General features: G+C 72.0%; 15 protein-coding genes and 1 riboswitch. Of the genes, 13 read left to right on the top strand and 2 right to left on the bottom strand.

Annotated elements, in window-relative coordinates; genetic code table 11:
• Positions 1-1,560 (bottom strand): serine hydrolase domain-containing protein, encoded by a 1,560-nt coding sequence (locus tag ASG87_RS18925; RefSeq protein WP_082583078.1) that lies wholly within the window; start codon positions 1,558-1,560, stop codon positions 1-3.
• 380 nt (positions 1,561-1,940) lie between these two features.
• On the bottom strand, positions 1,941-3,383 hold the full coding sequence (gene ahcY, locus ASG87_RS18920; RefSeq protein WP_056008940.1) for an adenosylhomocysteinase: 1,443 nt from the start codon (positions 3,381-3,383) through the stop codon (positions 1,941-1,943).
• Between the two features lie 90 nt (positions 3,384-3,473).
• Positions 3,474-3,548, bottom strand: a riboswitch (S-adenosyl-L-homocysteine riboswitch).
• 282 nt (positions 3,549-3,830) lie between these two features.
• Here ahcY and ASG87_RS18915 point away from each other — a divergent pair.
• The 13 genes from ASG87_RS18915 (at position 3,831) to ASG87_RS18855 (ending at position 26,700) form a co-directional block, all read left to right on the top strand.
• Positions 3,831-5,798 carry a M20/M25/M40 family metallo-hydrolase gene (locus ASG87_RS18915; protein WP_082583077.1) on the top strand — a complete coding sequence of 656 codons (1,968 nt, stop codon included), beginning with the start codon at positions 3,831-3,833 and terminating at the stop codon, positions 5,796-5,798.
• Between the two features lie 153 nt (positions 5,799-5,951).
• Positions 5,952-8,660, top strand: a complete 2,709-nt coding sequence (ppc, locus tag ASG87_RS18910; RefSeq protein ID WP_056008936.1) for a phosphoenolpyruvate carboxylase — start codon at positions 5,952-5,954, stop codon at positions 8,658-8,660.
• Positions 8,661-8,736: 76 nt separating this feature from the next.
• Complete coding sequence (locus ASG87_RS18905; protein ID WP_056008933.1) at positions 8,737-9,369, top strand: TIGR00645 family protein; 633 nt, start codon at positions 8,737-8,739, stop codon at positions 9,367-9,369.
• Positions 9,370-9,554: 185 nt separating this feature from the next.
• Entirely contained in the window at positions 9,555-10,790 is a 1,236-nt protein-coding gene (locus tag ASG87_RS18900) for an HlyD family efflux transporter periplasmic adaptor subunit (protein WP_235499689.1), read from the top strand.
• 356 nt (positions 10,791-11,146) lie between these two features.
• A complete protein-coding gene (locus ASG87_RS18895; RefSeq protein ID WP_056008927.1) occupies positions 11,147-11,911 on the top strand; it encodes an ABC transporter ATP-binding protein in 765 nt (254 codons plus the stop codon).
• 81 nt (positions 11,912-11,992) lie between these two features.
• Positions 11,993-14,341: an ABC transporter permease gene (locus tag ASG87_RS18890; protein ID WP_326937912.1), complete on the top strand. Its 2,349-nt coding sequence runs from the start codon at positions 11,993-11,995 to the stop codon at positions 14,339-14,341.
• Positions 14,342-14,450: 109 nt separating this feature from the next.
• Positions 14,451-16,835 carry an ABC transporter permease gene (locus ASG87_RS18885; protein ID WP_326937911.1) on the top strand — a complete coding sequence of 795 codons (2,385 nt, stop codon included), beginning with the start codon at positions 14,451-14,453 and terminating at the stop codon, positions 16,833-16,835.
• Positions 16,836-16,840: 5 nt separating this feature from the next.
• On the top strand, positions 16,841-19,282 hold the full coding sequence (locus ASG87_RS18880) for an ADOP family duplicated permease (protein ID WP_056008925.1): 2,442 nt from the start codon (positions 16,841-16,843) through the stop codon (positions 19,280-19,282).
• A 1-nt stretch (position 19,283) separates the two neighbouring features.
• Entirely contained in the window at positions 19,284-21,719 is a 2,436-nt protein-coding gene (locus tag ASG87_RS18875; protein WP_056008922.1) for an ABC transporter permease, read from the top strand.
• 34 nt (positions 21,720-21,753) lie between these two features.
• On the top strand, positions 21,754-22,494 hold the full coding sequence (locus ASG87_RS18870; protein ID WP_056008919.1) for a hypothetical protein: 741 nt from the start codon (positions 21,754-21,756) through the stop codon (positions 22,492-22,494).
• 153 nt (positions 22,495-22,647) lie between these two features.
• A complete protein-coding gene (locus ASG87_RS18865; protein WP_056008916.1) occupies positions 22,648-24,036 on the top strand; it encodes a sigma-54 dependent transcriptional regulator in 1,389 nt (462 codons plus the stop codon).
• A 25-nt stretch (positions 24,037-24,061) separates the two neighbouring features.
• A complete protein-coding gene (locus ASG87_RS18860) occupies positions 24,062-25,396 on the top strand; it encodes an ATP-binding protein (protein ID WP_056009165.1) in 1,335 nt (444 codons plus the stop codon).
• 143 nt (positions 25,397-25,539) lie between these two features.
• Positions 25,540-26,700 carry a D-alanyl-D-alanine carboxypeptidase family protein gene (locus tag ASG87_RS18855; protein ID WP_056008914.1) on the top strand — a complete coding sequence of 387 codons (1,161 nt, stop codon included), beginning with the start codon at positions 25,540-25,542 and terminating at the stop codon, positions 26,698-26,700.
• Positions 26,701-26,745: the final 45 nt, after the last annotated feature.

Here is a 26,745-nt window from a genome sequence, read left to right as displayed (position 1 = left end):
TCAACGATCAGTTGGCTGGCTCTGCCGGCGGAGGACGTCGAGGCGTTTCACCGCGTTAGGGTTGGCCGGGTCGAGCTTGAGGGATTGCTCGTAGCTGCGGATGGCCCGCTCGCGTTCGCCGGCGGCCATATAGGCCTCGCCCAGGCTGTCGTAGGCGTTGGCGTTCCCGGGGAATGCCTGCACGTTCAGTTCGAACGCGCGGATCGCACCGGCCGTGTCGTGGCGCGCCATCTGCCGGTAGCCGAGCAGATTGAGGGTGGCCGGCCCATGGCTGTAGCCGGCAAAGTCGTCGGCCTTGCGCTGGCGGTAGAACGCGAGCGCCGCATCCACGCCCTTCACTTCGGCCAGCACCAGCATCGCATCGCCCAGGTTCTGGTCGATGGGTTTGGTGTTCCAGCCGTACTCGCGCGCCACCGTGCGCGAGATCGCGTCGCCGATGCCGTCGAACGCATCGGAGTTGCCCATTGCCGCCATGCCTTTTCCGGTGTCCGCGTCCATCAGCAGGATGGACTGGAAACCATCGTTTGCTCCGGGATGGACGAACAGGCCCGGCGCCTGCTCCCAGCGCAGGCCGAAGCCCAGGCCCATGCGGTCGCCGTTGCCTTCGCATTGCCGCTTGAGCATCTCCTTCACCCATGGCTGCGGCAGCACCCGGTTGGCCTTGCCGTGCGCCGACTTGGCGATCTCGATGGCGAACCGCGCCAGATCCGTGGGCGTCGTCCACAGGCTGTCGGGCGCCAGTTCCGGATACAGATGCCACTGGCCCGGTAGCGGCACGCCGGTGGAACTCGTACCCGCGGCTGCGTTTTTCGCCTGCGCCGGCGTCAGTTCGGTGCGGAAGCTGCTGCGCGTCATGCCGATGGGCTCCAGCACGCGTTGCTGCATGAAGTCGGCGAAGGCCCGGTGCGTCGCGTCCTCCAGCAGGGCCCGCGTGATGACGTAGCCGCCGCCGGAGTAGCTGCACGTGCTGCCCGGCGTCATCGTTACGCGGATCGGCGGGTTGTTGGCGGGTGGCTTGCCGTCGAGGATCTGCACCAGCGTGGGCAGCGGCTTGCCGCGCTCGTAGCCGGCGAAGCCGTGCACGTTGATGCCGGCGCTGTGGCTGAGCAGGCGGCGCAGCGTGACTTTTTCCTTTTTTGTGAAATCGTTGGCCGGTACCTTCCATCGCACCAGGCGCGCATTCACGTCCTGGTCGAGATCGAGCCTGCCTTGGCTGACCAGCCACAGCGCGCCGGTCGCCGTCACCGGCTTGCTGATCGAGGCGGCCTGGAACAGCGTGTCCGCGTCGACGGGATGGCCGTTCCGTTCGGCCGTGGCGCCGACGCCGCCGGCCCAGGCGATGCGGTAGTCATCGATGATCGCCACGCTCACGCCCGGCACGTGCAATGCCGACATCATCTGGCCCAGCGTGACGTGCAGCGGGCCGGCCGGGCCGTCGAGTGGGATGTCCATCACCACCGTGTCCCTGGTCAGCGGAGCGGGCGAGGGATGCCCGGAGGCCCGGGCGGCGGAAGGGGCGGCCATCAACAGCGCAGCAAGCAATGCGATCGCGTGGTGCATGGAAATCCCCCCCCGTCAGGTTGTCCGCCTGGGATGCGCGGCGCCCGGCGAAGGTTTAAGAGCCTGTTCAAAATCTCTCTATCTGACTGGCATTCCCTCACGTTCCCCGCTCGCCCTTCCTGCGAAGGCAGGAGGCGCTTTTCGACAGCCGAAGGGCTGGTCATCCAGCGACTTTCCCCTTCCGCAAAACCTGGAGGCACGGGATCCCGGCTTGACCCCGTCGAAAGCCGCTGGGATGACGCCCCGTAGGGGATGCCTGGAGACTTTGAGCAGGCTCTAAGAGGGCGTTCCCCGCCGCGTGCCGTGGTGGGCGCCGGCCAAAAAAAACGGGCGCCGAAGCGCCCGTTCCACCATCGCGATTTCGAGGTGCTCGGTGCCGCTCAGTAGCGGTAGTGGTCCGGCTTGTACGGGCCTTCCACCGGCACGCCGAGGTAGGCGGCCTGCTCGGGAGTGAGCGTGGTGAGCTTCACGCCGATCTTTTCCAGGTGCAGGCGCGCGACTTCCTCGTCGAGCTTCTTGGGCAGGATGTAGACCTTGCCGGCGTAGCTGTCCTTGTTCGCCCACAGGTCGATCTGCGCCAGCGTCTGGTTGGAGAAGCTGTTGCTCATCACGAAGCTGGGGTGGCCGGTGGCGCAGCCCAGGTTCACCAGGCGGCCCTCGGCGAGCAGGAAGATCGCGCGGCCGTCCTTGAAGGTGTACTTGTCCACCTGCGGCTTGATGTTGAGGCGCTCGGCGCCGGAGCCGTTCAGCGCGTCGACCTGGATCTCGTTGTCGAAGTGGCCGATGTTGCAGACGATGGCCTGGTCCTTCATCGCCTGCATGTGCTCCAGGCGGATCACGTCCTTGTTGCCGGTGGTGGTGACGTAGACGTCGCCGCGGCCCAGGGTGCTCTCGATGGTGTTGACCTCGAAGCCTTCCATCGCCGCCTGCAGGGCGTTGATCGGGTCGATCTCGGTGACCACCACGCGCGCGCCATAGGCGCGCAGCGAGTGCGCGCAGCCCTTGCCGACGTCGCCGTAGCCGCAGACCACGGCCAGCTTGCCGGCCAGCATCACGTCCATCGCGCGCTTGAGGCCGTCGGCCAGCGACTCGCGGCAGCCGTACAGGTTGTCGAACTTGCTCTTGGTGACCGAGTCGTTGACGTTGATCGCCGGCACCAGCAGCTTGCCGGCCTCGGCGAGCTGGTAGAGGCGGTGCACGCCGGTGGTGGTTTCCTCGGACACGCCCTTCCAGTCGGCGACGACGCGGGTCCAGTAGCCCGGGCGCTCCTTGGCGACGCGCTTGAGCAGGTTCTTGATGACCTGCTCCTCATGGCTGCCGGAGGCGCTGTTGACCCAGCTCTCGTCGCCCTTTTCCAGCTCGTAGCCCTTGTGGATCAGGAGCGTCACGTCGCCGCCGTCGTCCACCACGAGCTGGGGGCCGAGGAAGCCGCCCTTGCCGTCGGGGAAGCTCAGCGCGTCGAGCGTGCAGTCCCAGTATTCCTCCAGCGTCTCGCCTTTCCAGGCGAACACCGGGGTGCCGGTGGCGGCGATCGCGGCGGCGGCATGATCCTGGGTCGAGAAGATGTTGCACGAGGCCCAGCGCACGTCGGCGCCGATGTCCTTGAGCGTCTCGATCAGCACCGCGGTCTGGATCGTCATGTGCAGCGAGCCGGTCACGCGCACGCCCTTGAGCGGGGCCTGCGGCGCGTACTTGCGGCGGATCGACATCAGTCCCGGCATCTCGTGCTCGGCGATGTCCAGTTCCTTGCGGCCGAAGTCGGCCAGCGAGATGTCGCGGATCTTGTAGTCGTGGTGGCTGGCTTCTTTGGTAACGGCGTTCATCCAGGTTTCTCCAGAGTCATAGGCGAGGCGATCCGCGGGTTGGGTGTCCAGGCCCGGATGGGTGGACCTCCCGCGAATGGATTCGCGCAAAACCATCGAGCGCCGTTGCAGGGTCGTTCCGCCGAGCCTGGCCGTGCATCCACGGTCGCAGCGCCCCTCGACGGAGACCGGCAAGTATACCCGCCGGCCCGCAAGGCGTCCCGCGGCGGGCGCCGGGCACCGCCCGCCGCGGCTGCCGGGCCGGGCCATGGCGGTGTGACCGGGTTCGCGGTCCGGACGAGGATTCCGCGACGCGCGCACAGACCGGGGCATCCGGCCGGCACGGGTCCTTGTCAATTTCAGTGGGCCTCAGCAAGTTGACGCGCGTCGTCGAAGGGGGCGCCGGCACTACGCGTGCAGGGTGGGGGAGCCGTGCATGGAGCATCCACGTCACCAGGAAAGGTCATCATGAGAGCAAGACATGCCGTAGCTTTGGGAGGGTTGCTGCTGGCCGTCGGCGCACAGGCGTCGACGCCCACCGCATCGGGGAAGGTATGGATCACGCTCGACCAGCGCACGTATGCGCTGCTCGGCCAGATCGACCCGTCCGCGCACAGTCTGGAGAGCCGCTACGTGCCCAACGGCATCGGCGCGGGCGGGCAGAGCACCATGGACAAGGTGCACATCGTGCAGGTGGACCGCAGCGTGCTGGGTGCGCTGGGGAAACGCGTGCACCAGGTGCAGCACCACTGCGCGGGCTACGTCACCTACGACTCGCTGCAGGCGGCCCAGGCCGCCTTGCAGCCGCAGGGCGCGATGGCCGCGTTCACCCGGCCGGACTACCGGATCACCCACAACGCCTTGCTGCAGCCGATGCTGGGCCAGGCCACGGCCGTTGGCATCGCGCAGACCATCCAGGACCTGTCCGCGTTCCAGAACCGCTACTACAACGGCGACTACGGCGCGCAGGCTGCGGACTGGCTGCGCGACAAATGGCAAGGCATGGCCGGCAGCCGCGCGGACATCGGCGTCGAGCAGGTGCGCCGCGGCACCGACAAGCAGCCTTCGGTGGTGCTGACCATCAAGGGCAACGAGCATCCCGACCAGGTGCTGGTGCTGGGTGCGCACCTGGACACGGTGGACTGGCAGGACGCCACCGGCACCAACGACCCGCGGCACGCGAGCCTGCGCGCCCCGGGCGCCGACGACGACGCGTCCGGCGTGGCCAGCCTCACCGAGGCGCTGCGCGTGATGCTGGCCAGCGGCTACAAGCCGCAGCGCACGATCCAGTTGATGGCGTACTCCGGCGAGGAGTTCGGCCTGTACGGCTCCAACTACATCGCCACCGACTACGCCAGCCGCAACGTCGACGTGGTCGGCATGCTGCAACTGGACATGACCAACTACAAGGGCTCGGCCGGCGACATCTACCTGATGGACGACTACACCGACGCGCAGCAGAACCAGTTCGTCGAGAACCTCGCCAACACCTACCAGCCCGCGCTGAAGGTGCTGCACGACCGCTGCGGCTACGGCTGTTCCGACCATGCCTCGTGGAACAGCCAGGGCTATCCCACGTCGATGCCGTTCGAATCGGCGATGCACGAGTACAGCCCCTACATCCACTCCAGCAACGACACCTACGCCAACTCCGGCAACCAGGCCGACCATGCGCTGAAGTTCGCACGCCTCGCGCTGAGCTTCGCGGTGGAACTGGGCGACGTGAGCGGCGACGGCGACACCGACCCGCCGGGCGGCGACAACGGCAACGCGCTGCAGAATGGCGTGCCTCTGACCGGCCTGGGCGCCGCGGCAAAGAGCCAGGCGGCCTATACGGTGACCATCCCGGCCGGCGCCAGCAACCTGGTGATCTCGACCTCGGGCGGCACCGGCGACGTGGACCTGTACACCCGCTTCGGCAGCGCGCCGACCCGCAGCAGCTACGATTGCCGCCCGTACAGGAACGGCAACAGCGAAAGCTGCACGGTGGCGGTGCCCAGGGCCGGCGTCTACCACGTCATGCTGGACGCCTACGCGGCCTATGCCGGCGTCAGCCTGAAGGCGAGCTGGAACACCGGCACGCCATCGACCGGGGGCGTCTTCGGCAATACCGACGACCTGGCCATTCCCGACGGCGGCAGCGCCACCAGCACCGTCTCCGTCAGCGGCCGCAGCGGCAACGCACCGGCGGCGCTGAAGGTGGCGGTGAAAGTGGTGCACAGCTACGCGGGCGACCTGCGGCTGACCCTGGCCGGCCCCGACGGCGCCACCCGGGTGCTCAAGAACCCGGACGGCCGGGACGGCAGTGCCGGCCTCGACACCAGCTACACCGTCGACGCCTCGGCCATGCCGGCGAACGGCGACTGGACGTTGAAGGTGGACGACGTGTATTCGGGCGACACCGGCTACCTCGACCAGTGGAGCCTGGCGTTCTGAACCGTGCCCGGCCCGGCGGCAGCCGGGCCGGGCATCGGCACGATGGCGAAGGCGTCCGCCTTCGCCATCGTCGCCATGGGATGCTGCAGTGCAAAAGAGGACTGCCTTTCAGGTAGTCTCAGGGACTCTCCCGGCCAGCCAGCGATCCGCGCGATGAACCAGCCTTCCCCCGGACCCGTCGCCACCGATACCGACGCCCCCCTGCGCGACGACGTGCGCCAGCTCGGCGCCCTGGTCGGCAACATGCTCGCCGAGCAGGTCTCGCCCGGGTTCTTCGACGAGATTGAGCGCGTGCGCACCACCGCGATCGCGCGCCGCCAGCAGGACGAGCCGCTGTCCGCGCTGGCCGCGCTCCTGCGCGGCCAGGCGCCGTCGCACGCCGAGGCGGTGGCGCGGGCGTTCGCCACCTACTTCCAGGCGGTCAACATCGCCGAGCGCGTGCACCGCATCCGGCGCCGGCGCGACTACCAGCGCGAAGCGCACGCGCCGCAGCCGGAATCCCTGCTCGACGTGCTGGCCGGCCTGAAGGCGCAGGGCGTGGAGGCCGGCGAACTGCTGGGCTGGCTGGAGCGGCTGCAGGTGGAGCCGGTGTTCACCGCCCATCCGACCGAGGCGGTGCGGCGCTCGCTGCTGGAGAAGGAGCAGGCGATCGTGCGCGCCCTGGTCGACAACTTCGACCCGGGCCGCACCCCGCAGGAGCGCGGCGAGGACCAGGACCGCATCTACATGGCGCTGTCCTCCGGCTGGCAGACCGCCGAAGCCTCGCCGGTGCAGCCCACCGTGCAGGACGAGCACCACCACGTCGGCTTCTACCTCGCCAACCCGATCTACCGCATCGTGCCGGCGCTGTACGAGGCGCTGGCCGATGCGCTGCGGCAGGTCTACGGCGTGGCCGCGCCGCTGCCGCGCCTGCTCGGCTTCGCCACCTGGGTCGGCGGCGACATGGACGGCAACCCCAACGTCGGCGCCGAGACCATCGCCGCCAGCCTGGCCACCCAGCGCGCGCACGTGATCGAGCACTACGTGGCCGACGTGGCCGCGCTGGCGCGCCTGCTCAGCCAGACCGAGGGCCGCGTCGCCATCGACGCGCGGCTCCAGGCGCGCCTGGCCGACTACCGCCAGCGCTTCCCGCAGGCGGCGCGGAAGATCCGCCCGCGGCATGCGGACATGCCCTACCGCAGCCTGCTCATCATGATCGGCGCGCGGCTGGAAGCGACGCTGGAGGAAGGGCACGCCGAAGGCTACGCAACGGCCGAGGCGTTCCTGGGCGACCTGCAACTGATCGCCGGCAGCCTGCTCGACCACCGCGGCCTGCATGCCGGCGTCTACGCGGTGCAGCGGCTGGTCTGGCGGGTGCGCACGTTCGGCTTCCACCTGGCGCGGCTCGACGTTCGGCAGGACTCGCGGGCGCACGACGACGCGCTGGCCGCACTGCTGGACGACCCGGACTGGAGCGGCCGCGGCGCCGACGAGCGCGTGCCGCGGCTGCGCGAATACGCCGGCGGCAGCGCGCGCTTCGCGATCGGCCATGCCGACGCGGTCCGGTCGCTGTACGACGTGTTCGCCACCCTCGGCGACGCGCGCCGCCGCTACGGCAGGGAGGCGCTGGGCCTGTACATCATCAGCATGGCGCGCTCGGCCGCCGACGTGCTGGCGGTGCTGGCGCTGGCGCGCTACGGCGGCCTGGTGGAAGAGGGCGACGTTCCCCTCGACATCGCGCCGCTGTTCGAGACCGTCGACGACCTCAAGAGCGCGCCGGCCACCCTGCGCGCCCTGCTCGACGACCCGGTCTACCGCCGGCACCTGGCCGCGCGCGGCGACCGGCAATGGGTGATGCTCGGCTATTCCGACAGCGGCAAGGACGGCGGTACGCTGGCCTCGCGCTGGGGCCTGCAGCGCGCCCAGGTGGAACTGCTGGAAGTGGCGGGCGAGGCCGGCATCCGCCTCGCCTTCTTCCACGGCCGCGGCGGTTCGGCCAGCCGCGGCGGCGCGCGCATCACGCCGGCGCTGATGTCCTCGCCGCGCGGTTCGGTGGCCGGCGTGCTGCGGGTCACCGAGCAGGGCGAGGTGATCCACCGCAAGTACGGCATCCGCGCGCTGGCGCTGCGCAACCTGGAGCAGACCGTGGGCGCGGTGCTGCGCGCCAGCCTGCGCCCGCGCGGGCACGAGCCGCGCGAGGAGCGCTGGCGCGAGTGCATGAACGCGCTGGCGGCGGACAGCCGCCGGGCCTACCGCGCCTTCGTCGAGCGCGAGGGTTTCATCGAGTACTTCCGCGAAGCCACGCCGATCGACGTGATCGAGCGGATGACCCTGGGCTCGCGCCCGTCGCGCCGCCGCAGCATGCGCGGCGTGCAGGACCTGCGCGCGATCCCTTGGGTGTTCGCCTGGACCCAGTGCCGCTCGATCATCACCGGCTGGTACGGCCTGGGCTCGGCGCTGGAGCAGGGCGCCGCGCGCTTCGGCGAGGACGCGCTGGCGGAGATGGCGCGCGACTGGCCGTTCTTCAGCAACCTGCTCGACGACGTGGCGATGGTGCTGGCCAAGTGCGACCTGGACATCGCCGAGGCGTTCTCGCAACTGGCCGGGCCGCTGCACGAGCCGTTCTTCGCCCTGGTGAGGGAGGAGTTCGCGCGCACCCGCGACTGGCTGCAGCGGCTCAAGGGCGGCGCGCCGCTGCTGGCGGACAACCCACGGCTGGCGGTGTCGATCCGCCTGCGCAATCCCTACGTCGATCCGATGAGCCTGCTGCAGGTGGACCTGCTGCGCCGCTGGCGCGCCAGCGGCGGCGAGGACGACGCGCTGCTGCGCGCGCTGGTGGCCTGCGTCAACGGGGTTTCGCAGGGATTGCAGAACACCGGGTGAGGCAACTTGCCGCGCTTGGCGGCGAAACCGCGGGCCGGTAGGCTCGGCCGATCCGCCCATGCCCAGGACCGCTTCCATGTCGTCTCCCGCCCTCCCGCGCCTCAGACCGCTGTCGTGGCTGATCTTCAGCTCGCGCTGGCTGCAGTTGCCGCTCTACGTCGGGCTGATCGTGGCGCAGTGCGTCTACGTGTTTTTGTTCGGCAAGGAGCTGTGGCACCTGATCCACGAGGCGCCGCACCTGGGCGAGCAGGAGATCATGCTGATCGTGCTCGGCCTGATCGACGTGGTGATGATCTCCAACCTGCTGATCATGGTGATCGTGGGCGGCTACGAGACCTTCGTCTCGCGGCTGGGCCTGCAGGACCATCCCGACCAGCCCGAGTGGCTGAGCCACGTGAACGCCTCGGTGCTCAAGGTGAAGCTGGCGATGGCGATCATCGGCATCTCCTCGATCCACCTGCTCAAGACCTTCATCGCCTCGGGCGCGCTGCAGGGGCTGCCGTTCTGCTCGCCCGAGGTGCTGGCGACGATCGCCGCCGAGAACGTCAACGCCGGCGCGGCGCTGAAATGCTCCACCCTGACCTCGGTGGGCGTGATGTGGCAGACCATCATCCACGTGGTGTTCATCGCCTCGGCGATCGGCATCGCCTGGACCGACCGGATCATGCAGGCCGGCGTGGCGCGCACGAAAGAGGCGCAGGCGCACTGAGGCGCAGGCGCGCCGTGGCGGCGGGCGCACTGTCCGGTCGCGGATGCCGGTATCCGGAAGCGGACGGCCGCGCCCCGGCCGCCGCACAGGCGTCTTGCATAAATCGTTGATTGGACGGGGTTTGCCGATGGGGCCGCGGTTGGCACGCGAGTTGCCAATACCGTCGCATGGATATCGCGAACCCGATGTTGAAGATCCGCCGGCGCCGCCGCATGCAGTGGCTGGCGGGCGGCGGCGCGCTGGCGGTCGTGCTGCTGGCGGTGCTGCTGTGGCGGCTGGGCCCGGCCCTGCCGGAGGTCGAGCGCGGCAGCGTGTGGATCGACCGCGTGCAGCGCGGCGACATGCTGCACGAAGTGCGCGCCACCGGCACCCTGGTGCCGCGTTCCAGCCGCTGGCTGGCCGCCGCGACCGCCGCGCAGGTGGAGCAGATCCTGGTGTGGCCCGGCACGCAGGTGGCGCCGGACACCGTGCTGATGCGGCTGTCCAACCCTGAAGTCGAGGACAGCCTGCGCAACGCGCAGGCCCAGGTGGCCGCGGCCGAGGCCGAGGTCGCCGCCAAGCGCGCCGAGCTGCAGTCGCAACTGCTGGACGAGCGCTCGGCGGAAGCCCAGGCGCAGTCCGACTACGCTTCGGCCAAGGTCAAGGCGACCGCCGACGCCAAGGCGATGGAAAAGCAGTTGATCGCGCGCGTGCAGTACGAGCAGGGCCAGATCGCCCTGAAGCAGCTCGAACAGCGCATGCAGATCGAACAGCAGCGCGTGGCCGCGTTCGCCGGCAGCATGAAGGCGCAGATGGACGCGGTGCAGGCCAAGCTGCAGCAGCAGCGCAGCAACCTGCAGTTGCGCCAGCGCCAGGCCGACGCGCTGGACGTGAAGGCCGGCATCGCCGGCGTGCTGCAGGAAGTGGCGGTGCAGGAAGGCGCCCAGGTGGCCGACGGCGCCAACCTGGCGCGGGTGGCGCGGCCCGACGTGCTGATCGCGCGGCTGCAGGTGCCGGAGGTGCAGGCCAAGGACGTCGCCATGGGCATGCCGGTGACCGTGGACACGCACAACGGCACGGTGGCCGGCAAGGTCGAGCGGATCGACCCGGCGGTGCGCAACGGCAGCGTGCAGGTGGACGTGGACCTCGCCGGCACGCTGCCGCCGGGCGCGCGCCCGGACCTTTCCGTCGACGGGCGCATCCGCATCGCGAAGCTGGACAACGTGCTGTCGGTGGGGCGCCCTGCGCTCGCCAAGCCGGACGGCGACATCGGCCTGTTCCGCCTCGACCCCTCCGGCGACACCGCGACCCGCGTGCCGGTGCACATCGGCGCCGCCTCGGTGGACCGCGTGGAAGTGACGCGCGGCCTGAAGCCGGGCGACCAGGTGATCCTGTCGGACACCAGCCAGTGGGACAAATACGACCGGATCAGGATGAAGTGACCTATGCGCCTTGTCGCTCGACCACGCCTGTATCCGCTATTCCTGCGCCTTCGCACGATCCCGAGGCGCTGGATTCCGGCCTTCGCCGGAATGACGGCTGGGCGGGGTGGTGCGGTGGGCGTGACCGAACCTCCAATGCCGAGCGTTCCCAGGAAGTCCCGTCGCCCTCGACCCGTCATCCCAGCGAAGGCTGGGATCCAGCGCCTTCGCGTAGCCCAGGGCCGCTGGATTCCGGCCTGCGCCGGAATGACGTCCGGGCCAGCCGGCGCGACCGACGAACCCTCGATCCCCGCCGGACCGACGACCCGACAGCCCGCACGCCAGCCACCGACAAACCTCCAACCCTGGACGAACCCATGAACGACACGACCGCCGTGATCACCCTCCGCGACATCCGCAAGGTCTTCCAGGCCGACGAGGTGGAGACGCATGCGCTCAGCGACGTGCACCTGGACATCCGCCGCGGCGAATACGTTTCGATCTCCGGCCCGTCCGGCTGCGGCAAGACCACCCTGCTGTCGATCCTCGGCCTGCTCGACACTGCCAGCAGCGGCAGCTACGTGCTGAACGGGCACGACGTCGCCGGGCTCGGCGCGGCCGAGCGCGCGCGCATCCGCAATGCCGAGATCGGCTTCATCTTCCAGGCGTTCAACCTGATCGGCGACCTCACCGTGCAGGAGAACGTGGAGCTGCCGCTGACCTACCGCAGCGGCATCGATGCCGGCGAGCGCCGCGCGCGCGTGCACGAGGCGCTGGAGCGGGTCGGCATGGCGCACCGCATGCGCCACTACCCGGCGCAGCTTTCCGGCGGCCAGCAGCAGCGCGTGGCGGTGGCGCGCGCGCTGGTCGGCAAGCCGGCGATCCTGCTGGCGGACGAGCCCACCGGCAACCTCGACTCGCGCAACGGCGAGGCGGTGATGGCCCTGCTCGACGAGCTGCACAAGGGCGGCGCCACCATCTGCATGGTCACCCACGACGCGCGCTACGCCGAACTGGCGCAGCGCAAGGTGCGCCTGTTCGACGGCCGCGTGGTGGACGAGGAAACCTTCGACCGCCTGCGCCGCGAGGACGAGCAGCGGTTGGACGCGCTGATCGGCCAGCGCATCGAGGTGGGTGCGTGAACGTCGCGCCGGTCAAGGTCTGGCTCGCCGAGATCTGNCGCCAGCCTGCGCCGGCCCGGCTTCCTGCTGCTGGCGGCCGGCGTGCTGGCGCTGGGCGTGGGCGCCAGCACGGCGGTGTTCGCGCTGATCGACGCCACGCTGCTGCGCCCGCTGCCGGTGCCGCAGCCCGCGCAACTGGCCGCGATCGGCCGGATGCAGGGCGACCAGGTGCGTTTCACCTCGCCGCTGCAGTACCGGCGCCTGGCGTCGCTGGACGGCGTCCGCTCGGTGGGCATCTACCAGGTCGACGTGGTGGCGAACGTCACCGAGGCCGGCGCGGCGGAGCAGGTGCCGGCAGTGCATGCCGACCGCGGGCTGCTGCCCACGCTCGGCCTGCGGCCGGTGCTGGGCCGCAACTTCAGCGCCGACGAGGACCGGCCGGGCGGGCCTCCGGCGGTGCTGCTCGGCTACGGATTCTGGCAGCGCCACTACGGCAGGGACCCCGGCGTGATCGGGCGCAGCCTGTCGATCGAAAGCGTCGAGCACACCGTCGTTGGCGTGCTGCCGCCCGATTTCCGGGCCGTGGCGGGCGCGGGCGACGTGGTGCTGCCGCTGGCCCTGCCGGCCGACAGCCGGCAGGACGCGGCCAACTATTTCGGCGTCGCGCGCCTGGACGGCGGCACCGGCATGGCGGGGGTGTCGGCCCAGATCGACACGCGGCTGAAGGAGATGTACCGGTCGATGGGCCAGGACCAGCAGGGGGAGCGTTTCGGCGCGAAGGATTTCGCTTCCTGGAAACACCAGGAAGCGCGCTCGACCCTGATGCTGTTCCTGGCCAGCGGCGGCTTCGTGCTGCTGATCGCGCTGGTGAACCTGACCAACCTGATGCTGCTGCGCGCGCTGGCGCGCAGCCACGACGCCGCGGTGCGCAACGCACTGGGCGCGCCGCTGCTGCGGCTGGTGCTGCCGGCGCTGGGCGAGGGGCTGCTGGTCGGTGGATGCGGCGCCTTGCTCGGCATGCTGCTGGCGATGGCGGGCCTGGCGTGGCTGCAAGCGTTCGTTCCTTCCGAATGGCTGTTGCACGGCCGGATCCGGGTCGGCGCGGCGGCGTGGCTGCTGGCGTTCGGCGCGAGCCTGCTCGGCGCTTCGCTGGCCGCGCTGCTGGCGGTGTGGCGCAGCCGGCGCAAGGGCGCGCTGGAGGAACTGCGCGAAGGCGGCCGCAGCGGCATCGGCGTGCGCAGCGGCCGGCTCGGGCGCGTGCTGGTGGTGGCGCAGGTGATGCTGGCGGCGGTCCTGCTGTCCGCGGCGGGCCTGTTCATGCATGCGCTGTACGACGCCTCGCGGCTGCCGATGCCCTTCGGCGGGGGCATCCTTACCTTCGAGCTGGCGCCGGTGCAGGCGGACTACCCGGATGCGGCCGCGGTGGAGGCGCTGGCGGACCGACTGGTGCGCCGGTTGCGCGACGTGCCCGGCATCGCCGATGCCGCCGCGACCACCAACCTGCCCAGCAGCGTCGGCATGTCCGGGCAGCTCAACACCGACATCGGCCTGCCGGGCGGCGCCAAGACCAACGTGCAGTACCACGGTGTCGATCCCGGTTTCTTCAGGCTGTTCTCGATCCCGCTGCACGAGGGGCGCACCTTCGTTCGCGGCGATACCGGCGGCAACGAACTGGTGGCCGTGGTCAGCCGCAACCTCGCCGCGCAGATCGACGGCGGCCAGGCGCTGGGCAAGCGGGTGCAGGTGGACGGCGGCAACGGCATGGTCTGGATGCTGCGCATCGTCGGCGTGGTCGGCGATACCTACCAGGACGGCCCGCTGTATCCGAAGCAGGGCGTGCTCTACGTGCCGCTGGCGCAGGTGCCGGCGCCGCTGATGGCGATGTTCCGCGGCTTCGAGCCGCTGCGCTTCGCCGTGCGCGGCCATGGCGAACCGGCGCAGTGGCAGGCGGCCGTCCGCGCGGCGGTGGCCGAGTTCGCGCCGCGCCAGCCGATCGCCAACCTGCGCCCGATGGACAGCATCGTGCGGGAGACGACGCGCAACGCCCGCCTCAGCCTGTGGCTGATCGGCCTGTTCGCCACGCTGGCGCTGCTGCTCGCCGGTGCCGGGATGTACGCGGTGATGGCCGTGGCGGTGGCATCCCGCGAGCGCGAGCTGGGCGTGCGGACGGCGCTGGGGGCGCCGCCGCTGCGGCTGCTCGGGCTGGTGCTGCGCGGCGGCCTGCGGCAGCTCGCCGCCGGCACGGTGCTGGGGATCGGGGCGGTGCTGTTCGCCTCGCGCGCGCTGTCGAGGCTGCTGATGGATTGGCTCGGCCGCGCCGACGGGTTCGACCCGGTCGTCGTGCTCGGCGTCTGCGCGGTGCTGCTGGCCGCCGGCCTGCTGGCCTGCCTGCTGCCCGCCGTGCGCGCGGCGCGGGTGCCTCCGATGCGCGCCCTGCGCGACGACCCGTAACCCAAGCCATGCGGCGCAACCTTTGGAAGGAGTGAAGAGATGAACATCTGGCTTGCGGAAATCCTNCGCCAGCCTGCGCCGGCCCGGCTTCCTGCTGCTGGCGGCCGGCGTGCTGGCGCTGGGCGTGGGTTCGGCCAGCGCGGTGTTCACCCTGATCGACGGCGTGCTGCTGCGGCCCCTGCCTTATGCCGAGCCGCACCGGCTGGTGGCGCTGGGCCAGGTGCAGCGGGGCGACGTCGGCGCCATCTCGCCGCAGCAGTACCAGCAACTGGCCGGCCTGCCGGGCGCGGGTTCCCTGGGCGCCTTCAAGACCGGGCTGACCGCCACCAACATCGCCGGCTACGGCGAACCGGTGCAGGTGCCGGCGCTGGAGATCGACCGCGGCCTGCTGTCCGTGCTGCGCGTGCAGCCCGCGCTGGGGCGCAATTTCACCGAGCAGGAGGACCGGCCGAACGGACCGCCGGCGGTGATCCTGTACCACGGTTTCTGGCTGCGCCGCTTCGGCGGCGATCCGGCGGCGGTCGGCCGGACTTTGCAGGTGGAGGGCGTGGCGCACGCCATCGTCGGCGTGTTGCCGGCCGGCTTCGACCTGGGCCAGGCCGCGATCGCGCTGCCGGCCGCGCTGCCCGAACATTCGCGCGACGACGGCACCAACTACGTCGCGGTGGCGCGGCTCGCGCCGGGCACCACGGCGCAGGCGCTGGGCGCGCAGGTGGACACGCGCCTGCGCGCCTTCTACGCCGCGCCGGGTGGCAGCGGGTACGGCGGCGGCTTCTGGCGGCTCCAGCATTTCGGCGCGCAGGATTTCGGCGCGAAGCAGCACCAGGGCCAGCGCGCGACCTCGCTGATGTGGCTGGCCTGCGCCGCGATGCTGCTGCTGATCGCGATGGTCAACCTCACCAACCTGATGATGCTGCGCGCGATAGGGCGCAGCCACGACGCCTCGGTGCGCGGCGCGCTCGGCGCACCGGCCTGGCGGGTGGCGCTGCCGTCGATGGCGGAGGGCGTGCTGGTCGGCGTGGCCGGCGTGCTGTTCGGGCAGGCGCTGGCCGCGCTGGGGCTGTGGGCCTTGCGCACGTGGATGCCGACGGACTGGATGGCGGTGGAGTGGACGCGCGCCGGCGGGCTCAGCCTCGGCTGGCCCGCCTGGGGCCTGGCCGTCGCTGTCGGCCTGTTCGGCGCGCTGGTCGCCACCGTGCTCGGCCTGTGGCGCGGCCGCACGGCCTTGTCGATGGACAGCCTGCGCGAAGGCGGCCGCAGCGGGCTGGGCCGCCGCGGCGGCCTGCTGGGAAAGGTGCTGGTGGTCGCGCAGGTGGCGCTGGCCTCGCTGCTGCTGTGCAGCGCGGGGGTGTTCCTGCACAGCCTGCTGGCCGCATCCCGGATCGACCTGGGCTACGACGCGCGCGGCGTGCTCACCTTCGAGCTGGCGCCGGTCAAGGCGGCCTATCCGGACGCGGCGTCGGTGCAGTCGGTGTCGCAGCGCCTGGTCGAGCGCCTGCGGCAGATACCGGGAGTGAGCCTGGCGACGGTCGGCACCAACCTGCCCACCGGCGAGCAGTTCAACATGGGCGGCCTGCATCTGCCGGGCGGCGAGGAGTTCAACGAGCAGTTCCGCGGCGTGGACCCGGATTACTTCGCCACGTTCGGCGTCCGCGTGGTGCAGGGGCGGCCGTTCGCGCAAGGCGACATGCGCGGTAGCGAGGCCGTGGCGATCGTCAACCGGAAGTTCGCCGACACCTACTACGGCGGCAACGCGCTGGGCCGGACGATCCAGCAGTACGCGCTGCAGCGGCCGCGCACGGGCACCAACATCGTGTCCGCGCGCATCGTCGGCGTGGTGGCCGACACCTACCAGTTCGGGCCGGAAGATCCCGATTCGGTGATGCCCATCCTGTACCTGCCGCTGGCGCAGATGCCCGAGGACGACCTGAGCATATTCCGCAGCTTCGAGCCCCTGCGCTACGCCCTGAAGGTGCGCGGCGAGCCGGACGGCTACCGCGACGCCGTCCGGCAGGCGGTGGCCGAAGTGGCGCCGGACCAGCCCATCGACCATGTGTTCAGCATGGCCTACATCGTGCGCGACACCACCACCGACACCCAGTTCAACCTGATGCTGGTCGGCCTGCTCGGCGGCCTGGCGCTATTGCTCGCCGGCGTGGGCATGTACGCGGTGATGGCGGTGGCGGTGGCCGCGCGCGAGCGCGAATTCGGCGTGCGCGCGGCGCTGGGCGCGGCGCCGCGCGGCCTGTTGCTGCTGGTGCTGCGCGGCGGCCTGCTGCAGATCGCGCTGGGCCTCGCGGTGGGCATGGCGCTGGACGCGGCCGGCTCGGGCGTGCTGCGCGGCGTGGTGGTGCAACTGGGCCGCAGCGCGTTCGACCCGTGGTCGATCCTCGCCACGTGCGCCGTGCTCGCCGTGGCGGGCGTGCTGGCCTGCATGGCGCCGGCCCTCCGGGCCGGCAGGGCCGCGCCGATGCGCGCGTTGCGGGGGGAGTGAGCGCGATGGCGATCCTGCTTGCCGAAATCCGGCGCGCCTGGCGCGCCAGCCTGCGCCGCCCCGGCTTCCTGCTGCTGGCGAGCGGCGTGCTGGCGCTGGGCATCGGCGCCACCGTGGCGGTGGCCACGCTGATCGGCAACACCTTGTGGCGTCCGCTGCCGGTGCCGCAGCCTTCGCGGCTGGCGGTGATCGGCAGCCTGCACGACAACGGCTACCCGGGCGGCATCTCGCCGCACGAGTACCAGTACCTGGACAGGCTCGACGGCGTGCTTTCGCTGGGGCTGTGGCGGCCGCGCTCAACGGTGAACGTCGCCGGCGCGGGCGCGCCGGCGCAGGTGCCGGTGATCTACATGGACCGGCCGATGCTGCCTACGCTGGGCCTGCAGCCGCTGCTGGGGCGCAACTTCGACGCGCAGGAAGACCGTCCGAACGGGCCGCCCGCGGTGATCCTGGGCCACGGCTTCTGGCAGCGCAGCTTCGGCGGCGACGTCCGCGCGATCGGCCGCAGCCTGCGCGTGGAAGGCGTGGAGCGCACCATCGTCGGCGTGCTGCCGGCGGCCTTCAACACGGTGCTGGGCCCGGGCGACGTGGTGCTGCCGATGGCGCTGCCCGCGGTCAGCCACGCCTACAGCCGCAACGGCACCGTGACGCTCGCGCGGCTGGCGCCCGGCGCGGACATCGCCGCGGTGGCGGCGCAGGCCGACGCGCGCGAGCGCACGATGTACCGCGACATGGGCATGGGCGGCAACTGGAAGAAGCCGCGCTTCGGCGCCGGGAGCCTGGCCTCGACCGTGCAGCAGGACGCGCGCCCGATGCTGCTGCTGTTCATGGCCAGCGCGCTGCTGTTGCTGCTGATCGCGCTGGTCAACCTGGCCAACCTGATGCTGCTGCGCGCGCTGTCGCGCAACCACGACGCCGCGGTTCGCAGCGCGCTGGGCGCGCCGCTGCTGCGGCTGATGCTGCCGGCGCTGGGCGAGGGGCTGCTGGTGGGCGGCGCGGGCGCGCTGCTGGGGATGCTGCTTGCAGTCGCGGGGCTGGCCCTGCTGCAAGGGTTCATTCCCGCCGAATGGCTGTGGGGCGGGCGCCTGCATGTGGGCGCGGGCGCCTGGCTGCTGGCCTTCGCCATCGGCCTGCTGGGCGCGCTGCTGGCGGCGGTGCTGGCGCTGTGGCGCAGCCGCAGCGCGACCACGGTGGACGAACTGCGCGAAGGCGGTCGCAGCGGCATCGGCCTGCGCAGCGGCCGGCTGGGCCGCGTGCTGGTGGTGGCACAGGTGGCGCTGGCGGCGGTGCTGCTGTGCGCGGCCGGGGTGTTCGTGCACGGGCTCTACGACGCCTCGCGGCTGGAGCTGGGCTTCGCCGGCGACGACGTGCTCACCTTCGAGCTGGCGCCGGTGCGCGCCGACTACCCGGACGTGGCCGCGGTGCACCGGCTGTCGCAGCGGCTGGTGCAGCGGCTGCGCGCGATCCCCGGCATCGCCGGCGCCGCGGTGACCACCAACCTGCCCGCCAGCGACGACATGTACGGCCAGTTCCAGAATGGCATGCGCACGCCGGAGGGCAAGGAATTCGTGGCGCAGTACCACGGCATCGGCCCCGGCTTCTTCGGGCTGTTCGGCATCCCGCTGCGCGAGGGGCGCGACTTCGCGCGCGGCGACACGACCGGCAACGAGCGGGTCGCCATCGTCAGCCAGGACCTGGCCGACGCCTACTACGGCGGCCATGCGCTGGGCCGGATCGTGAACGTGGAAGGCGACGGCGACCTGTCGTGGCCGACGCGCATCGTCGGCGTGGTGGGCGACACCTACCAGCGCGGCGCGCTGCAGCCGAAGCAGCCGGTGGTGTACGTGCCGCTGGCGCAGGTGCCAGAGCAGAACCTGGCGATCTTCCGCGACCTGGAGCCGCTGCGCTTCGCGCTGCGCGGCCACGGCAACCCGATGGGTTGGCAGGCCGGCGTGCGCGAGGCGCTGGCCGAGGTCGCGCCGGAGCAGCCGATCGCCAACCTGCGCACGATGCACAGCATCGTGCGCGAGACCACCGCGACCGCGCGGCTGAGCCTGTGGCTGATCGGCCTGTTCGCCGCGCTGGCGCTGCTGCTGGCGGCGGCCGGGCTGTACGCGGTGATGGCGGTGGCGGTGGCCGCGCGCGAGCGCGAGTTCGGCGTGCGCATGGCGCTGGGTGCCGAGCCGTGGCGGCTGCTGCGGCTGGTGATGCGCGGCGGTCTGGCCCAGATCGCGGCGGGGCTGGCGATCGGCGTGGCGGCCGCACTGGCCGCGTCGCATGCGCTGGCCGTGCTGCTGATGACCTTGCTCGGGCGCAGCAGCGCCTTCGATCCGGTCGCGGTGATGGGCGTGTGCGCGGTGCTGGCGCTGGCGGGGCTGCTGGCCTGCCTGTTGCCCGCGCTGCGTGCGGCGAGAGTGGCGCCGATGCGCGCCTTGCGGGGGGAATGACATGCTTTTCGGCGAAATACGCGATGCGTTGCGGCGGCTGCGCCGGCGGCCCGGCTACAGCCTGCTGTCGGTCGGGGTGCTCGGGGTCGGGCTCGGCCTGACCCTGTTCGTGTTCAACCTGGTGCACGCGCTGATCCTGGCGCCGCTGCCGTACCCGCACGCGGACCGGCTGGTGGCGATCGGCGAGATACGGGACGCCAGCGGCGGCGTCGGCGACGTGGGCATCGGCATCGACAGCCTCGACGGCGCGCAGTACCAGTTGCTGCAGCATTCGCTGTCCGGCGTGGAGCGGCTGGGCGCCTACCAGGAGGTCGGCATCGTGCTGGACGCCGGCGACCGCGCGACGCTGTACGAAGGCGGCAGCTTCACCGCCTCGATGATGGACCTGCTGGGCGTGCAGCCGCTGCTCGGGCGCGGCTTCACGGCCGCCGACGAGGCACCGGGCGCGCCGCCGGCGGTGCTGATCGGCGAGACGCTGTGGAAGCAGGCGTTCGGCGGCGATCCCGGGGTCGTGGGGCGCGCGGTGCGCGTGGGCGGCGACTGGGCCACGGTGGTCGGCGTGCTGCCGGCAGACTTCGGCTTCCCCCGCAACAGCCGGATATGGAAGCCGCTGGCGCTGCATCCCGGCCAGCACGCCGACGTGCTCGGCGTGGCGCGCCTGAAGCCGGGCGAGACCGCCGCCTCGCTTTACGCCGCGCTGGATGCGCAGGCCGACGCGCTGCAGCGCGTGCTGCCGGCGGGCAGCCGGCCCATGCACATCATCGCCAAGCCGCTTGCGCTGGGGCTGGTGCCGGAAGACCTGCGCCGCTGGGTGTGGCTGATGTTCGGCGCCTGCGCGACGGTGCTGCTGCTGGCCTGCGTGAACGTCGCCAACCTGCAACTGGTGCAGGTGCTCGCGCGGCGCCGCGAACTGGCGTTGCGCAGCGCGCTGGGCAGCCATCCGCGCCGGCTGATGGTCGGCGCGCTGGCCGAGAGCCTGTGCCTGAGCGTAGGCGCGCTCGCCATCGCGCTGCCGATGGTGGCGGGCGGCGACCGCTGGCTGGTGGGCACGTATGCGGCGCAGGGCCAGTCGCTGAGCAGCTACATCCATCTCGAACTCGGGCCGGTGCTGGTCGCGGCGGCGGCCGTGGCGGCGCTGGCGGCGACCCTGTTCGCCGGCCTGCTGCCGGCCTGGCGCGCGGCGCACGTGGACCTGCAGGAGGCGCTGCGCGACAGCGGCAAGGGCTCGGCCGGCTTCTTCCCGAAGATCGCGCGCGGCCTGGTGGTGGGCGAGATCGCGCTGACCGTGGTGCTGCTGGTCGGCGCGGGCACCTTCGTGCGTTCGCTGGAGGCGCTGATGCACGGCACGCCGGCCGGGGTCGTGCACGCCGGCCAGGTGGCCACGGCGCGGATCGCGCTGCCGCCCGCGCGGTACGCCGGGGACGCGCAGCGCATCGCCTTCTTCGAGCGCGCGGTCGAGCGCCTGCGCGAGACCGCCGGCGTGCGCATGGCGACGGTCGCGAATACCGTGCCCGGAGCGGAGCTGGGCAGCCACGAATACGTCGGCGCGCTGGGCCAGGTCGAACCGGCCGACGGCTGGCCGAAGGCCCAGCTCGGCCTGGTCGATCCCGGCTTCCTCGACGTGTACGGCGTGAAGCTGCTGGAAGGCCGCTTCTTCGGCGCGCAGGACGACGCGCAGCACGCGGCGGTCACGGTGGTCGACCGCAAGATGGCCGAGCGGCTGTGGCCGGGACGCGCCGCGCTGGGCCAGCAACTGGTGATCTGGCCGGACAGGCCGGCGGCGAAGGCGTTGCGCGTCGTCGGCGTGATCGAGTCGCTGCAGATGGACGACATGCTCAACACCTCGCGCCCCGGCTTCATGCTGCCGCTGGCGCAGGCGGCCGGGCAGGGCCCGCTGCACGGCATGGGCCTGGCGGTGCGCACCGACGGCCCGGCGGCCGCCTTCGCGCCGACGCTGGCCCGCGTGCTGCACGGCGTGGATACCGACGCGGCGGTGTACGACGAGTGCACCCAGGCGGCGTGCATGGCGCGCGGTCGGGTGGGCATGACCGTGCTCACCGAGGTGTTCGCCGCGCTCGGCGTCGTCGCCCTGCTGCTCGCCGCGGCCGGCCTGTACGGCGTGCTGGCGTTCTCGGTGGAACAGCGCACGCAGGAGATCGGCATCCGCCGCGCGATCGGCGCGGACGCCGGCGCGATCGCGCGCCAGGTCGGCCGCCAGCTCGGCTGGCAGCTCGCGCTGGGGCTCGGCATCGGCGTGCTGCTGGCGGTGCCGTGGTCGCATGCGCTGGCCGATGCGCACATGCAAACCCGCGCCGCCGACCCGTCGGTGTTCGTGCCGGTGGTGGCGCTGGTGGCGGCGATGACCCTGCTCGCCGCGCTGGTGCCGCTGCTGCGCGCGCTGCGGGTCGATCCGGCGGTGGCGCTGCGCTACGAATGAAACCCGATTCCCGTCCTTGCCAAGGAGACTTTCCGTGCCGACGTTCCCGAAGACCTGCCTAGGCGTCTACGCCACCGTGCTCAGCGCGGCGTTCGCCGTGCTGCTGCTGACCGGCGCGCGCTCGCCGGCGAACGCGAAGTTCGACACCATCGACGTACAGCGCATCAACGTGCGCGAGCCCGACGGCACGCTGCGCATGGTGATCTCCGACCACGCGGCCTTCCCCGGCCTGGTGTTGCGCGGCAGGGAATACCCGCATGCGCGCCCGCAGGCCGGCATGCTGTTCTTCAACGACGAGGGCACCGAGCAGGGCGGGCTGATCTTCGCCGGCCGCAAGTCGGCGGACGGCCGGGTCGACAGCGGCCTCAGCCTCACCTTCGACCGCTACGAGCAGGACCAGCAACTGCAGTTGATCGGCCTGGACCAGGGCGGGCGCACCTACGCCGGCATGCAGGTGAACGACGTGCCCGCCCGCCCGATCATCGGCGACCTCGAAGACAAGGCGAGGCTCGACGCCATGCCGGCGAAGGCGCGCGAGGCGCTGCTGGCCGAACGCAGGGACAAGGACTACTACGGCGCCCCGCGCTACTTCGCCGGCAAGTCGTTCGCCGACAATTCGGTGGTGATGCTCAACGACGCGCACGGCAAGCCGCGCCTGCTGCTGATGGTCACGCCCGAGGGCAAGGCCGAGATCCGCTTCCTCGCCGCCGACGGCAAGGTGCAGCGCACGCTGACGGCGGACGGGCTGGAGCAGCATGCGGCGGCGGGCAGGTAGGCCGTGCCGGACGGGCAGGGCGTCGAATGGCGAGGTGCGGAAGGCGCGGGTGGCCGGGTACGCTACGCCGCATGGCCGCCGCGCGCGATCCCGGGCCGCGGCAGGCGGGCGCCGCGGCGTGGCGGCGGCGCATGACATTTCGGAGCACCGTGCGTGGCTAGCGATACCAGACCCACCATCCTGATCGCCGACGACCAGGCCGACGTGCGCGAGGCGCTGCGGCTGCTGCTGAAGTCCGAAGGCATTGCCGGCGTGGGCGTGGCCGACCCGGCGGCCGCGCTGGAGGCGGCGGGCCGGCGCGAGTTCGCCTGCGCGCTGATCGACTGCAACTACGCCCGCGACACCACCTCCGGCGAGGAGGGGCTGGAACTGCTCGACAGGCTGCGCCAGCTCGCCCCGGACCTGCCGGTGGTGGTGATGACGGCCTGGGGCAACGTGCCGCTGGTGGTGGAGGCGATGCGCCGCGGCGCGGCCGACTTCATCGAGAAGCCGTGGGACAACGCGCGCCTGCTCGGCGTGCTGCGCGCGCAGATGGCGCTGGCGCACAGCGCGCGCCGGCAGCGCCGGCTGGAAGCGGCCAATGCCCTGCTCAGCGACGAGGACAGCGCCGATTTCATCGCCGAGTCGCCGGCCATGCGGCGGGTGCTGGCGATGGTGGCGCGGATCGCGCCCAGCGACGCCAACGTGCTGGTGCTGGGCGAGAACGGCACCGGCAAGGGCGTGATCGCGCAGCGCCTGCACGCGCTGTCGGCGCGCGCGTCGCAGCCGTTCATCAAGGTCAACATGGGCGGCATCGCCGAGAGCGTGTTCGAGTCGGAGATGTTCGGCCACGTGCGCGGCGCCTACACCGACGCCAAGAGCGAGCGCATCGGCCGCTTCGAGCTGGCCGACGGCGGCACGCTGTTCCTCGACGAGGTCGGCAACGTGCCGCCGTCGCAGCAGCCCAAGCTGCTGCGCGTGCTGGAGGACGGCGAGTTCGAGCGGCTGGGCTCCTCGCGCACGCAGGGCGTGGACGTGCGGCTGGTGTCGGCGACCAATGCCGACCTCGGCGCCGACGTGGCGGCGGGGCGCTTCCGCAAGGACCTGCTGTACCGGCTCAACACGCTGGAAGTGCGCCTGCCGGCGCTGCGCGAGCGCGGCGAGGATATCCTGCCGCTGGCGCGCGCCTTCCTGTCGCGCAGCGCGCAGCGCTACGGCCGCGCCGGCCTGCGGCTGGCGCCGTCGGCCGAGCGCGCGCTGGCGGAGTGGCACTGGCCCGGCAACGTGCGCGAGCTGCAGCACCTGATGGAGCGCGCCGCGTTGCTGGCCGAGCACGACCAGGTCGGCGCCGCCGCGCTGGCCTTCGGCGCGCCGCAGGAGCCGGCCAAGGGCCTGGATGGCATGACCCTGGAGCAGGCCGAAGGCTGGCTGGTGAAGCGCGCGCTGGAGCGCTGCGACGGCAACCTGCAGCATGCCGCCGACGCGCTCGGCATCACCCGGCAGTCGCTGTACCGGCGGCTGGAGAAGCACGAACTGCGCAGCGCGGCCGGCGATGCCGACTGACCCGGCCGCGCGGCGGATGGGGCGCATGCCGCGGTTCGACCGGCGCGTGCTGTACGGCAGCCTGCTGGTGGCCGCGCCGTCCCTGCTCGGGCTGGCGGCGCTGCTGGCGTACGGGCCGCCGGAGCCGTCGCTGCGCTGGCTGCTGCTGGCCGCGGTGGCGGTCGCCACCGTGCTGCTGGCGCGCTGGCAGCGCCGGCGCGTGACCTATCCGCTGTACACCCTGGCCGGCCTGCTCGAAGCCCTGCGCGAGGGCGACTACAGCCTGCGCGGCGTGCAGGGCGGCGTGCTTGGCGATGCGGTCTACGACATCAATGCGCTGGCCGAGCGGCTGCAGCAGGAGCGCCTGCAGTTCGAGGAATCGACCCACCTGCTCGGCAAGACGCTGGCCGCGCTGGACAGCGCGGTGTTCGTGTTCGACGAGGGCCAGCGGCTGCGCCTGCTGAACCCGGCCGCGCAGCGCCTGCTGGATGCCGAGCGGCATCGCCTGTTCGGCCTCGGCGCCGCCCAGCTGGGCCTGGCGGCGCTGCTCGACGGGCCGCCGGCGCAACTGCTGACCCATGCGTTCCCCGGCCGCACCGGGCGCTTCGACGTGCGCCATGCGTCGCTGCGCAGCGGCGGCCGCGGCGGCCGCCTGCTGGTGGTCAACGACGTCGGCCGCGTGCTGCGCGAGGAGGAGCGCCAGGCCTGGCAGCGGCTGCTGCGCGTGCTCGGCCACGAGGTCAACAACTCGCTGGCGCCGATCCAGTCGATGGCCGGCACGCTGGCCACGCTGGCGGCGCGCGAACCGCTGCCCGACGACTGGCGCGAGGATTTCCGCGGCGGGCTGGAACTGATCGGCCACCGCGCCGAGGCGCTGGGGCGCTTCCTGTCCAGCTACAGCCGGCTGGCGCGGCTGCCGCCGCCGCAGCCGCGCGCGGTGGACCTGCCCGCGCTGGTCGGCAAGGCGGCGAAGCTGGAGCAGCGCCTGCCGGTGCAGGTCGAGGCGGGCGGGCCGCTGGAGCTGCAGGCCGATCCCGACCAGCTCGAACAGGCGCTTATCAACCTGCTGCGCAACGCGGTGGAGGCGACGCTGCCCGGTGGCGGCGTGCGCGTGCGCTGGCGCCGGGAGAGCGGGCGCGCGCTGGTCGAGGTGGAGGACGACGGCCCCGGGCCGCCGTCCAGCGACAACCTGTTCGTGCCGTTCTTCACCACCAAGCCCGGCGGCTCCGGCATCGGCCTGGCGCTGGCGCGGCAGATCGCCGAGGCGCATGGCGGCGGGGTGAGCCTGGCCGCGCGCGGCGATGCGGCCGGTGCGCTGGCGCGCCTGTGGCTGCCGCTGGAAACGGCCGCGTCCGACGCGGTCTCACTTCCGCCGAAGTGACCGGAAAACCGTGTCCCGGCGTCGCCGGCCGGAGGCGCGAATCCTTCAGGAACATGGATTTGGATCGCTTCATTGAAGCCAAACCTATGGATTTGGGCAGGCCAACCCGGCTATGGTTGCGCCAGTTGCCGAGGATCACCCGCATGCCTGTCGAATCCGCCAGCCCCCACCGCTACCTGAGCAGGCTGCGCTGCGCGGCCGCGTCCCTGTTGCTGCTGTGCGGGCTGGGCGGCTTCGCCGGCAAGGTCCAGGCCGGCCATGCCGCCCTGGTCGTCGACGGCTCGACCGGCGAGGTGCTGAGCGCGGTCAACGCGGACGAGATCAACCATCCGGCGTCGCTGACCAAGATGATGACGCTCTACCTCGCCTTCCAGGCCCTGCAGGACGGCCGGCTGACCCTGGACGAGAAGCTGCCGGTGTCGTCGCGCGCGGCCGCGATGGCGCCGACCAAGCTCGGCCTGCGCGCCGGCCGCACCGTCTCGGTGCGCGACTGCATCCTCGGCATGATCACCAAGTCGGCCAACGACGCCGCCACCGTGGTCGCCGAGCGGCTCGGCGGCTCGGAGGCCCGCTTCGTCGAGACGATGAACGCCCAGGCCCTGCTGCTCGGCATGACCCATACCCGCTTCGCCAGCGCCTCGGGGCTGCCCGACCCGGACGACGCCACCACCGCGCGCGACATCGGCAAGCTGGCGATGGCCCTGTACCGGGATTTCCCCGCCCGGGCGCCGTACTTCGCCACCCGCGAGTTCACCTTCCAGGGCCGCCTCGTGCGCGGCCACAACCACCTGATGGACCGCTACCCCGGCATGGACGGCTTGAAGACCGGCTTCACCAACGCGGCGGGCTACAACCTGGCCTCCACGGCGGTGAAGGACGGCCGCCGGCTGTTTGGCGTGGTGCTGGGCGGGCGCACCTCGGCGGCGCGCGACGGCCTGATGGCGCAACTGCTGGACGACGGTTTCGCGCACCGCGAGACCTCGCCGGCCCTGGTCGCGGCGGCCGGCCGGCCCGAACACGGCGTGGCCGGCCGCGTGCTGGCCGCGCTCTCGCCGATCGGCAGCGCCGAGGCCGAGCCGGCGCCGGCACACCGGGCGCCGGCGCATGCGAACAAGAAACTGCTGGCGGCGCAGCGGCACGTGCGCGCCTCGTCCAAGCCTGCCGGCCGCGCCTGCACGGCCGGCAAGCGCAAGGCGGCCTGCCCGGCGCACAAGCGGACCCATACCCGACATGCCGCCCAATTGGCCAAGCGCCAGGGCAAGCGCGTGCAGGTCGCGGCGCGTTCGCGCGGGCGCGACGACTGACGCCCGGCCAGGCCGGAGTGTTCCCGCGCGCTAGCCGCGCGGCGA

Origin of the sequence: Frateuria sp. Soil773 (assembly GCF_001428405.1) — a bacterium.
Classification (GTDB): Bacteria; Pseudomonadota; Gammaproteobacteria; order Xanthomonadales; family Rhodanobacteraceae; genus LMSL01.
This window is presented reverse-complemented; position numbering and strand designations above follow the sequence as displayed.

What these genes read in the sequence shown, in the direction of transcription:
- ASG87_RS18875 (WP_056008922.1), top strand. Translation starts at nt 19,284, where the DNA reads ATGCTTTTCGGCGAAATACGCGATGCGTTGCGGCGGCTGCGCCGGCGG.
- ASG87_RS18860 (WP_056009165.1), top strand. Translation starts at nt 24,062, where the DNA reads ATGCCGCGGTTCGACCGGCGCGTGCTGTACGGCAGCCTGCTGGTGGCC.
- ASG87_RS18855 (WP_056008914.1), top strand. Translation starts at nt 25,540, where the DNA reads ATGCCTGTCGAATCCGCCAGCCCCCACCGCTACCTGAGCAGGCTGCGC.
- ASG87_RS18900 (WP_235499689.1), top strand. Translation starts at nt 9,555, where the DNA reads ATGTTGAAGATCCGCCGGCGCCGCCGCATGCAGTGGCTGGCGGGCGGC.
- ahcY (WP_056008940.1), bottom strand. Translation starts at nt 3,383, where the DNA reads ATGAACGCCGTTACCAAAGAAGCCAGCCACCACGACTACAAGATCCGC.
- ASG87_RS18905 (WP_056008933.1), top strand. Translation starts at nt 8,737, where the DNA reads ATGTCGTCTCCCGCCCTCCCGCGCCTCAGACCGCTGTCGTGGCTGATC.
- ASG87_RS18880 (WP_056008925.1), top strand. Translation starts at nt 16,841, where the DNA reads ATGGCGATCCTGCTTGCCGAAATCCGGCGCGCCTGGCGCGCCAGCCTG.
- ASG87_RS18915 (WP_082583077.1), top strand. Translation starts at nt 3,831, where the DNA reads ATGAGAGCAAGACATGCCGTAGCTTTGGGAGGGTTGCTGCTGGCCGTC.
- ASG87_RS18895 (WP_056008927.1), top strand. Translation starts at nt 11,147, where the DNA reads ATGAACGACACGACCGCCGTGATCACCCTCCGCGACATCCGCAAGGTC.
- ASG87_RS18925 (WP_082583078.1), bottom strand. Translation starts at nt 1,560, where the DNA reads ATGCACCACGCGATCGCATTGCTTGCTGCGCTGTTGATGGCCGCCCCT.
- ppc (WP_056008936.1), top strand. Translation starts at nt 5,952, where the DNA reads ATGAACCAGCCTTCCCCCGGACCCGTCGCCACCGATACCGACGCCCCC.